Annotated in this window: 11 protein-coding genes; 5 read left to right on the top strand and 6 right to left on the bottom strand. The window is 74.8% G+C overall.

All coding sequences use genetic code 11. The features are described 5' to 3' along the window. The first annotated feature begins 67 nt into the window (after window positions 1-67). Window positions 68-1,318 carry a radical SAM family heme chaperone HemW gene (gene hemW / locus M8316_RS04665; protein WP_250052449.1) on the top strand — a complete coding sequence of 417 codons (1,251 nt, stop codon included), beginning with the start codon at window positions 68-70 and terminating at the stop codon, window positions 1,316-1,318. Between the two features lie 45 nt (window positions 1,319-1,363). Here the strand turns inward: hemW and M8316_RS04660 are convergent, their stop codons facing one another. The 4 genes from M8316_RS04660 to M8316_RS04645 form a co-directional block, all read right to left on the bottom strand. Next, complete coding sequence (locus M8316_RS04660) at window positions 1,364-1,837, bottom strand: DUF4870 domain-containing protein (protein ID WP_250052447.1); 474 nt, start codon at window positions 1,835-1,837, stop codon at window positions 1,364-1,366. A 178-nt stretch (window positions 1,838-2,015) separates the two neighbouring features. Beyond that, the gene (locus tag M8316_RS04655; RefSeq protein ID WP_250052445.1) at window positions 2,016-2,861 is read right to left on the bottom strand and encodes a DUF3097 domain-containing protein; all 846 of its coding nucleotides are present in this window, start codon (window positions 2,859-2,861) and stop codon (window positions 2,016-2,018) included. An 81-nt stretch (window positions 2,862-2,942) separates the two neighbouring features. After that, window positions 2,943-3,842: an MBL fold metallo-hydrolase gene (locus M8316_RS04650; RefSeq protein ID WP_250052443.1), complete on the bottom strand. Its 900-nt coding sequence runs from the start codon at window positions 3,840-3,842 to the stop codon at window positions 2,943-2,945. 57 nt (window positions 3,843-3,899) lie between these two features. After that, window positions 3,900-4,619, bottom strand: coding sequence for a DUF2470 domain-containing protein (locus tag M8316_RS04645; RefSeq protein WP_250052442.1), 720 nt, complete (start codon window positions 4,617-4,619; stop codon window positions 3,900-3,902). A 358-nt stretch (window positions 4,620-4,977) separates the two neighbouring features. Here M8316_RS04645 and hrcA point away from each other — a divergent pair, with 358 nt between their 5' ends. From hrcA to M8316_RS04630, 3 genes are all read left to right on the top strand, one after another. Then, on the top strand, window positions 4,978-6,033 hold the full coding sequence (gene hrcA, locus M8316_RS04640) for a heat-inducible transcriptional repressor HrcA (RefSeq protein WP_250052457.1): 1,056 nt from the start codon (window positions 4,978-4,980) through the stop codon (window positions 6,031-6,033). A 105-nt stretch (window positions 6,034-6,138) separates the two neighbouring features. Then, window positions 6,139-7,317: a molecular chaperone DnaJ gene (dnaJ, locus tag M8316_RS04635; protein WP_250052440.1), complete on the top strand. Its 1,179-nt coding sequence runs from the start codon at window positions 6,139-6,141 to the stop codon at window positions 7,315-7,317. A gap of 13 nt (window positions 7,318-7,330) precedes the next feature. Further along, window positions 7,331-8,077: a 16S rRNA (uracil(1498)-N(3))-methyltransferase gene (locus M8316_RS04630; RefSeq protein WP_250052438.1), complete on the top strand. Its 747-nt coding sequence runs from the start codon at window positions 7,331-7,333 to the stop codon at window positions 8,075-8,077. A 50-nt stretch (window positions 8,078-8,127) separates the two neighbouring features. Here M8316_RS04630 and M8316_RS04625 read toward each other — a convergent pair whose 3' ends face one another. Then, the gene (locus M8316_RS04625; protein ID WP_250052436.1) at window positions 8,128-9,102 is read right to left on the bottom strand and encodes a Gmad2 immunoglobulin-like domain-containing protein; all 975 of its coding nucleotides are present in this window, start codon (window positions 9,100-9,102) and stop codon (window positions 8,128-8,130) included. Between the two features lie 212 nt (window positions 9,103-9,314). Here M8316_RS04625 and M8316_RS20985 point away from each other — a divergent pair, with 212 nt between their 5' ends. After that, window positions 9,315-9,656: an HIT domain-containing protein gene (locus M8316_RS20985; protein WP_250052434.1), complete on the top strand. Its 342-nt coding sequence runs from the start codon at window positions 9,315-9,317 to the stop codon at window positions 9,654-9,656. A 12-nt stretch (window positions 9,657-9,668) separates the two neighbouring features. Here the strand turns inward: M8316_RS20985 and M8316_RS04615 are convergent, their stop codons facing one another. After that, entirely contained in the window at window positions 9,669-9,944 is a 276-nt protein-coding gene (locus tag M8316_RS04615) for a hypothetical protein (protein WP_250052431.1), read from the bottom strand. Window positions 9,945-9,977: the final 33 nt, after the last annotated feature.

Here is a 9,977-nt window from a genome sequence, read left to right as displayed (position 1 = left end):
CGTTCGCCACCAAAACGATCACCGCCCCGATCTGAGCCGTTGGGCGGCCCCCCGGGGGGGGGGGGGGGTGGGGGGGGGCCCCCCCCCCCGCCCCGACGGTGAGCAGGCGCCGGACGACGGCGCGCTGCCGGCCTCCGCCCTCGACGGTCTCGGCAGCCGACCCTTCGGCCTCTACGTGCACGTGCCGTTCTGCACGGTGCGCTGCGGCTACTGCGACTTCAACACCTACACCTCCGCCGAGCTGGGCGTCGGCCCCGACGGCCGCGGCACCCCCGGTGCCTCCCGCGACACCTACGCCCAGGCCGCGGTGGCCGAGGTGCGCCGGGCGCGGCAGGTGCTCGGCGACGTCGACCTCCCCGTCGACACGATCTTCTTCGGCGGCGGCACGCCCACGCTGCTCAGCCCCGACGACCTCGGCTCGGTCATCGACGCGGCCCGCCAGGAGTTCGGGCTCGCGCCCGACGTGGAGGTCACCACCGAGTCCAACCCCGACTCCGTCGACGCGGCCGCGCTGGCCCGCCTGGCCGAGGTCGGGGTGAACCGGGTCAGCTTCGGCATGCAGAGCCAGGTCTCCCACGTCCTGACGGTGCTCGACCGCACCCACGACCCCCGCCGCGTCCCCGACGTCGTCCGCTGGGCCCGGGAGGGTGGCATCGAGCAGGTCAGCCTCGACCTCATCTACGGCACTCCCGGTGAGTCGCTGGCCGACTGGGAGACCTCGGTGGAGGCCGCCCTGGCGTGCGAGCCCGACCACGTCTCGGCCTACTCGCTCATCGTCGAGGACGGCACCGCTCTGGCCCGCCGCGTCCGTCGTGGCGAGCTGCCCATGCCCGACGAGGACGACCTGGCCGACAAGTACGCCGCCGCCGACTCCCGCCTCGTCGAGGCGGGGCTCTCCTGGTACGAGGTCAGCAACTGGTCCACCTCGGAGGAGACACGCTGCCGCCACAACGTCCTGTACTGGACGGGCGCCGACTGGTGGGGCGTCGGCCCCGGCGCGCACAGCCACGTGGGCGGCACCCGCTGGTGGAACGTCAAGCACCCCGTCGCCTACGCGCAGCGGCTGGGCTCGGGTCTCAGCCCGGCGCTGGCCCGGGAGGTGCTCTCGGCGGAGGACCGTCGCGTCGAGCGGGTGCTGCTGGAGCTGCGGCTGCGCGAGGGGATGCCGCTGTCGGTCCTGGACGACGGCGGGCGAGCCGCCGTGCCCGGCCTGGTGGCCCGCGGCCTGCTCGAGGTCGCCCCCGGCGCCGACCGCGTCCGGATCACCGACGGCGCCCGCCTGGTGGCGGACGCCGTCGTGCGGGACCTGCTGCCCTGATCGAACCGGACCTCCGGGTCCGGGCACCGGCCGGGGACTGTCGGGTCAGCTGACCATGCGGATGGTCAGCGGGTAGCGGTAGTACTCGCCGTTCGCGGACTTCACGGTGCCGATGATGGTGAGCACGAGCCAGGCGATGCCGACGATCGGCAGCAGCACGATCCCGACCAGCACGAAGACCAGCACGAACGAGATGACCGCGTAGATCAGGATCGAGAGCTGGAAGTTGAGCGACTCCACGGCGTGGGCGCGGACCCGCGGCGAGGCGTTGCCCTTGATCAGCATGACCAGCAGCGGGCCGAGGAAGGCCAGCCCGCCGATGACCGAGCCGAGCAGCGCCGTCCAGTGCGCGGCGCACGACCAGGTGTTCTCCTCGGTCGGCGACATCGGCACCGGGCCACCGGGCGCGCCGTAGCCGTACGGCGGCTGCCCACCCGGGGGCGGGGGCGGCGGGGCCTGGTGCTGCTCGGCCGGGTCCTGGCCCTGGTAGGGCTGCTCCGGGTACGGGTCCTGCGTCATGGTCGTTCCTCCAGGTGCGTGGTCCGGTCGCCCGGGTGATGGCGACGACACTAGTGGCCCCGGGTGCCCCACGGCCTCGGGGAAGGCCCTGATCCGGGGAGGACTTCCGGCCGCGTCCCCGGGGTGCGGCCCAGGGTCTCGTCCGGGGTCTCGCCGGAGGTCTCGCCAGGGGGTCTTCTCAGGGGGCCGTGACGAAGTCGATGAGCTCCTCGACGCGGCCGAGCAGGGCGGGGTCGAGGTCGCGGTAGTCGCGGACGCCGCCCAGAATGTGCTTCCACGCCCGGGCGATGTCGGCCTGGTCGCGGTGCGGCCAGCCGAGGCGCTGGCAGGTGCCCTTCTTCCAGTCCTCGCGGCGCGGGACGTCGGGCCACGAGCCGATGCCGAGCCGGGCGGGCTTCACCGCCTGCCAGATGTCGATGAAGGGGTGGCCGACCACGAGCACGTGCGGACCCATGGGGGAACGGGCGACGGCGTCGGCGATCTTGGCCTCCTTGGAGCCGCGGACCAGGTGGTCCACGAGGACGCCGACCTTCTTCTGCGGCCCGGGTCGCACGTCGCGCAGGTGCTCCACGAGGTCGTCCACGCCGCCGAGGTACTCCACGACGACACCCTCGATGCGCAGGTCGTCGCCCCAGACCTTCTCCACCAGCTCGGCGTCGTGACGTCCCTCGACGAGGATGCGGCTGGCGCGGGCGACGCGGGCCTTGGCGTCGTGCACGGCCACGGAGCCGGACGCGGTGCGGGTCTTCTTCTCCGGGCCCGGGCGGGTCACCGGCGGGGTCAGGACGACCGGCTTGCCGTCGAGCAGGAAGCCGGCGCCGAGGGGGAAGGTGCGGCGCGTGCCGCGACGGTCCTCCAGCGTGAGCACGTGCAGGTCGCGGTCGACCTGGACGATCTCGCCGCAGAAGTCCGTGGTCACCTCCTCGACCACCTCACCGAGGTTCGCCGGCGCCTCGGTGGCGCGGCCGCGCTTCGGGACGTTCCAGTCGCCCGCGAGGACGTCGGTGCCGTATCGATCAGCCACCCGGACACGCTAGGCGCCCGGCTCCGGGCGGTGTCGGCGGCACGCCGGGTCCAGCACGTCGGGACCACCGGCGACGAGGGCTCAGAGGAGGGGGAGACGCTTCTGGCTGCGGGGCAGGTGCTCGTAGACGCGGCGGACCGCGTCCGCGAGGTCGGCCGGCTCCCAGGGCAGGGTGAGCCCGGCGTCCGTGCTGGTCCAGCCCTCGTGGGCCACGGCGTCCTCCACGCTCACCCCGCGTGAGGCGAGGTCGCGCACGGTCTCGGCGAGCACGCCCAGGGCACCGCGCTGGGTCTCGACGAAGTCGCGGTCGACCGGGGCGCCGTGCCCGGGGACCACCACGGTCGAGGGGCGCAGGAGGGGCAGGACGACGTCGAGGGTGAGCGGCCACTCCAGGGGGAAGCTGTCGGGGCCCAGGGCGGGCGGGCCGGCGGACTCCACGAGGTCGCCCGCGACGACCACGTCGGCGTCGGGCACGACCGCGACGAGGTCGCCGCTGGTGTGGCCGCGCCCGGGGTGCAGCAGCTCGACGAGCCGGTCGCCGAGGTCGACGAACCCGGCGGAGGAGAAGACGTGGTCGGGCAGCACGAGCGCGTCGACGTCGTCCTGCGTCGTCCGCCACCCCTCGGCGGAGGTGTTCTCGGGCGCGGGTCCGGGGTCCGCGGACCAGGCGGTGAGCTCGGCGAGGCAGCCCTCGTGCGCGTGCACCGGCAGGTCGTCACCCCAGGTGGCGCGCAGCGCGGGGGTGCCGAGGACGTGGTCGTGGTGCGCGTGGGTCAGCACCGTCGCCACCACGGCGGTGCCGGGCGCCAGGGACGAGGCGAGCGACACGACGTCGTCGCGCAGCGCCGCTCCGGCGGCCAGGCACGCGTGCGTGTCGACCACCACCAGGCCGCGCTCACCGGCGACGACGGTGACGTTGACGTCGTACCAGGGGCGGGCCGAGACCCAGACGCGGTCGGCGATCTCCGTGAACGTGCTCACACCACCACCCTAGGGGCGCGATGCTCGGGCCAACCGGACAGCCCCGGGGCGCGGAGGTCAGTGCAGGGCGAGGCCGAGCGCGTCGCGCAGCAGCGGGCCGAGGTCCTCGGGGCCCTCCGCGGGCAGCACGAACGGCACCCGGCGCTCGTGGGCGCCCTCGTGGTCGATCCAGGCCACGACCGCGCCGTCGGCGTCCATCGAGGTCAGGGACGCGGCGATCATCCGCGCCTCCGGACGGCCGACGAGCCGCCCCACGGCCTCGCGCAGCAGGTCGCCGTGGCTGGCGTTGGCGTGCGCGCAGCAGCGGGCCAGGTGGCCGGCGTTGAGCGCCAGGTCGGGGGCGGAGAACGTCGACACGTCCACCGGCACCGACCCTGCGGAGCGGTGCAGCACGACCGTGGCGACCTCGAGCCGCAGCGTCACCTGGTCGCCGTGGGCCTCGACGTCCGCCAGGGCCAGCGTGCCGTGCAGGTCGAGGCGCGCGGCCTCGACGCCGCCGGGGAGCAGCTCGCCGGAAGCCGCCTCGGCCAGCCACAGGCGCACGCCCAGGCCCTCCCGGGCCGCGGCCACCAGCACGTGGTCGGTGGGCACCAGGAGGTGCGGCCGGCCGCCGTCGTCCACGAGCGAGACGCCCGCCAGCGAGAGCGGCGCGGTGGCCGGCTCCTGCGCCTGCGCAGGCGTGGCCAGGTGCAACGACGCCCGTGCCGGTGCCGCGAGCACGGAGCGGGCGGCGCGGGCCGCCTCGACGTCGGTGCTGGGCGCGCGGTGCAGGGTCATGCGGATGGCCTCCGGTGCTCGGTGCTCGGTGCTCGGTGCGAGGGTGGTCGGTGCGCCGGACGACCGCCGGCAGCCTCGAGTGTGGCATGGAGAGGCTTGCCTAACCAAGGGTTGCCTCACTTGGTGGGACGACGGTTCCTGCGAGGACCTCGGGGCAGGGCGCCGCGGCTCGCCCGACGTGCGTCACGCGGCGTGGCGAGTAGGCTTGGCACTCACGACGCGCGAGTGCCAGTGGTGGCCCTTGGTCCGGCACGGCTCACGCGCGCCGGCCCGGCCCAGCCCGGCCGAGCAGTCCAGATCAATCCAGCCCCGTTCAGTCCAGCCCAGTCCAGCCCCGTCGACGCCAGGAGGTGCCGTGATCCAGGAGGAGCGACGACTCGCCGTCCTGCGCGCCATCGTGGAGGACTACGTGGCCACCGAGGAGCCCGTCGGCTCCAAGGCGCTCGTCGAGCGGCACGGCCTCGGCGTCTCGCCGGCCACCGTGCGCAACGACATGGCCGCGCTGGAGGACGAGGGTTACATCGCCCAGCCGCACACCAGCGCGGGCCGCATCCCCACCGACAAGGGCTACCGGCTCTTCGTCGACCGGCTGACCACCGTCAAGCCGCTCTCGGGGGCCGAGCGCCGGGCGATCTCGACCTTCCTCGAGGGCGCCGTGGACATCGACGACGTCGTCCAGCGCTCGGTGCGGCTGCTCTCGCAGCTGACCCGCCAGGTCGCCGTCGTCCAGTACCCGACGCTCTCGGGCTCGACGGTGCGGCACGTCGAGCTCGTCGTGCTCACGCCAGAGCGGGTCCTCGTCGTGCTCATCCTCTCCTCCGGGCGGGTGGAGCAACGCGTCGTCGAGCTGCCCGCCGCGCTGGACGAGGAGGCGCTGGCCACCCTGCGCAGCCGCGTGCTGCACGCGGCGACCGGCCAGCGGATCGCCGAGGCCATGGAGGCGCTCGCCACCCTGGCGCCGGACCCCGAGGAGCTGCCGCACGGCGCGCCCTCGCCGGTGCCCGGTGCCGACCCGCGCAGCGTCGCCGCCGTGGTCGACGTGCTGCTGGAGGCGATGAGCGACGAGCGCTCCGACCAGCGCGTGGCCGTCGGTGGTGCCGCGAACCTGGCGCGCTTCGGGGACAGCTTCGACACCGCCGTCCGCCCGCTCCTGGAGGCGCTCGAGGAGCACGTCGTGCTGCTCAAGCTCATCGGCGAGGCGGGCTCCGGCGGGCTGGTGACGGTGCGGATCGGCGCCGAGGGCCCGATCGAGCAGCTGTCCTCGACCAGCGTCGTCTCCACCGGCTACGGCCCGGGCAGCCAGTCCCTGGCCTCGCTCGGCATCGTCGGGCCGACCCGCATGGACTACCCGAGCACCATGGCCGCCGTGCGCGCCGTGGCCGGTTACGTCTCCCGCATCCTCGACGAGGGCTGACGCCGCCCTCTGCCGCACCTCCCGCACGACCCCCCCTGACACACCACCTGACACACCCCTGACACACCGCCTGACACACCCAGCGAAGGAACACGAAGGAACACCGTGGCCCAGGACCTGTACGAGACCCTCGGGGTCTCCCGCGACGCCGACGCCGACGCGATCAAGAAGGCGTACCGCCGGATGGCGCGCAAGTACCACCCGGACGTGAACCCCGACCCGGAGGCCCAGGAGAAGTTCGGCGAGGTCAGCCGCGCCTACGAGGTGCTCTCCGACCCGGACAAGAAGGCCCACTACGACCGCGGCGGCGACCCGTTCGGCTCCGCCGGCGGCGGCTTCGGCGGTGGTGGGGCCCAGGGCTTCTCGTTCACCGACATCATGGACGCCTTCTTCGGCGGCGCCGGCCAGGCCCAGGGTCGTGGCCCGCGCCCGCGGATGCGCCGCGGCCAGGACGCGCTCATCCAGCTCGAGGTGAGCCTGGCCGAGGCGGCGTTCGGCACCACCCGCGAGATCACCGTCGACACCGCGGTCACCTGCGGCACCTGCGGCGGCGACGGCGCGGCGCCCGGCTCCTCGCCGGTGCCCTGCGAGACCTGCCACGGCCAGGGCGAGGTCGCCCACGTGCAGCGCTCGTTCCTCGGCGAGGTCCGCACGCTGCGTCCCTGCGCCGCCTGCCGCGGCTTCGGCACGGTCATCCCCGACCCCTGCCGCGAGTGCGCCGGCGACGGCCGCGTCCGCTCCCGCCGCACCCTCACCGTCAAGATCCCCGGCGGCGTCGACACCGGCACCCGCGTCCAGCTCTCCGAGCAGGGCGAGGTCGGCCCCGGCGGTGGCCCCGCCGGCGACCTCTACGTCGAGGTGCACGTCGGTCGCCACGACACCTTCACCCGTGAGGGCACCGACCTGCACTGCACGGTCAGCCTGCCGATGACGGCCGCCGCGCTCGGCACCACCCTGACCCTGCCGACCCTGGAGGCCGACGTGGTGCCCGAGGGCAGCGAGCCCTCGACCGACCTGGAGACGAGCTTCGAGATCGACGTGAAGCCCGGCACCCAGTCCGGCACGCAGCAGGTGCTGCGCGGCCGCGGCGTGCCCGGCCTGCGCGGCGGGCGTGGCGACCTGGTCGTCACCATCGCCGTCGACACGCCCACCAAGCTCGACGCCCGCCAGGAGGAGCTGCTCCGCGAGCTCGCCGCCGTGCGCGGCGAGGAGGCCCCGTCGGGCACCGTGAAGCCGGGCACGAAGTCGGTCTTCGGCCGGCTGCGCGACGCGTTCAACCACTGAGCGGGTCGCACGCATGAGCCTCCCGGTGCACCTCGCGCCCTCGCTCGCCGACGCCCACGTCGGTGGCGAGGTGCGGATCGAGGGCGACGAGGCCCACCACGCCGTCGCCGTCCGCCGGCTCGCGGTGGGGGAGCGCGTCGTCCTCACCGACGGGCACGGCAGGACGGCGACGGGCCCGGTGTCCGCCACCGGCAAGAAGGTCTTCTCCGTGACCGTCGAGAAGGTCGTCGACCATCCCGAGCCCGCACCGGCCCTGACCGTGGTGCAGGCGCTGCCGAAGGGCGATCGCGGCGAGCTCGCCGTCGAGGTGCTCACCGAGGTCGGTGTCGCCCGGGTCGTGCCCTGGGCGGCCGCTCGCTCGGTGGCCGTCTGGAAGGGCGAGCGCGCCGCCAGGTCGCACGCCAAGTGGGCCGCCACGGCCCGCGAGGCCGCCAAGCAGGCACGCCGCCCGTGGCACCCGGTCGTGGACCCGCTCGCCACCACCGGGCAGGTGGCCGACCTGCTGCGCGAGCACGACCTCGTCGTCGTCCTGCACGAGGAGGCGACCTCGTCCCTGGCGACCGTCCCGGTGCCTGCGTCCGGTCGCGTCGCCGTCGTCGTCGGCCCCGAGGGCGGTCTGACCCCCGAGGAGCTCGCCGCCTTCGAGGACGCCGGGGCGCGCACCGTCCTGCTGGGCACCGAGGTGCTCCGCACCTCGACCGCCGGCCTGGCCGCCTGTGCGGCGCTGCTCTCGCGCACCGCGCGCTGGGGCGGTGCCTGAGCCGCTGCCCGATCCCGTCGGACGGCCTCCGGGGCACCGCCGCCGCGGCGTCAGCCGATCGTGAAGGTCCGCGTGTCCGTCATGGGTGCGGCCACGCCCTCGCCGCCACTGCTGGCCACGAGCACGGTGTACGTGCCGGCCTTCAGGTCGGAGACGTCGACGTCCGTGCTGAACGGGTAGAGCTTGTCCATCCAGCCCTCGGCGGTGGCGTAGCCCTCGAGCACCTGCTTGCCCTCGGAGTCGGTGATCGTCCACGGCACGGTGGCCTCGAACGAGCTGGCCACGCCGTCCAGCGTGAGCGTGCCGCCGGTGACGGTCGCGCCCTCCTCGGGCGTGGTGAGGTTGACCAGCGACTGCACGGTCGTCTGGTCGCGGTTGCTCACGCCGCCGCCGGTCTCGACCCCGAGCAGGCTGGTGCCGCCCGAGGGGTCGGTGACGACCACCGGGAGCCGCTCCTGCAGAGCGCCCTGGACGGTGTAGACGACGGCCTGCACCGCGAGCTCGGCGTCGGCCTTGCTCGTGCCGTCCGGCCGCGCGGCGAGGGCGTCGTCGCTCAGGGTGACGGTGATGGTGCCGCCGTCGTCGGTCACGCTCGCCACGCCGGAGCCGGCGGTGAAGGGGGAGCGGTAGTCGGGGTCGAGGGGCTCGCCGGTGAGCAGCGCCTGGACGGCGCCGGCGGCCGCGTCGCCGGTGACCTGCTCGAACTCGCGGTAGAGGCGATCGCCCAGGGGAGTGGTGCCGACCCAGTAGACGGGCACGGTGCTGGTGGTCGCCTCGGCCTGCGAGGAGGTCTCGGTGGGGCTGGGGCTGGACTCCACCGGCGCCTCGGAGGTGGCCGCGTCGCTCGGGGCCGCCGCGCTGGTGCTGCCGGCCGGCGTGGTGGTGTCGGTGGCGGCGGTGTCGTCGTCCGAGCCGCAGGCGGTGAGCGCCGTGGCGCCCGCGCCGAGCAGGGCCAGGGCTGCCAGCCCACGTCGCAGCCCGCCTCGGTGCGGGGCGGTGCGGGGGGTGGTGCGCGTGCTGGTCATGGTGGTGCTCCCGTCTGTGCTCACCGGGCAAGCCTCCCCGTTCGGGGCCTCCGTGGCGGCCCCGACACACCGGGCGGGTGCCCGGGGCCGGTTCGGTCGTGCGTGTCGTGTGGTGCTGGTGTGACGCCTCGCGGCACGAAAAGGTTCCCGCCGGGCCGGGTGCGACCGGGAGGGCGCGGCGGGAGTGCCGCGGGGGATGCCAGGATGACGGCGTGGACGACTGCCTCTTCTGCAAGATCGTGGCCGGCGAGATCCCCGCGACCACGCTGCACGTCACCGAGCGCACGGTGGCGTTCGCCGACATCGAGCCGCAGGCGCCCCTGCACGCGCTCGTCGTGCCGCGCACGCACGTGCCGAACGCCGCCGCGCTGGCCGCCGCCGAGCCGGACACGATGGCCGAGCTCGTCGCGACCGCCGCCGCCGTGGCCACGGCCGCCGGCCACCCCGACGACTACCGGCTCACCTTCAACACCGGTGCGGGCGCCGGCCAGACCGTGTTCCACGCGCACCTGCACGTGCTCGCCGGGCGCGACTTCACCTGGCCGCCGGGCTGAGCCGTGCGGCGGTCAGTGCGGGCCGAGGTAGACCAGGACCCGCAGCACCGCCATCACGACCGGGAAGCAGAACACCGCGATCATCACCCAGGCGACGGCCCGGTGGAACGGCTTGGAGGAGTCCAGCCGCCCGGCGAAGTCGAGCAGCGCCCCCTCCTGCGTGTGGTGGGTCAGCCCCAGCCGGCGGGCCTCGTCCGGCAGCCCGTGGCCGGGGAACCAGACGGGCTCGGTGTCGTCGTCGTCCGGGTCCTCCTCCAGCCACTCGCGCACGTCCGCTCCGCCTGACATGGCCCCCACGGTAGGGCAGGGACGTCGCGGTGG

Origin of the sequence: Nocardioides bruguierae (genome assembly GCF_023554635.1) — a bacterium.
GTDB classification, from domain to species: Bacteria; Actinomycetota; Actinomycetes; order Propionibacteriales; family Nocardioidaceae; genus Nocardioides; species Nocardioides bruguierae.
Note: the sequence above shows the minus strand (reverse complement) of the source record. Positions and strands in the feature narration are given on the sequence as shown.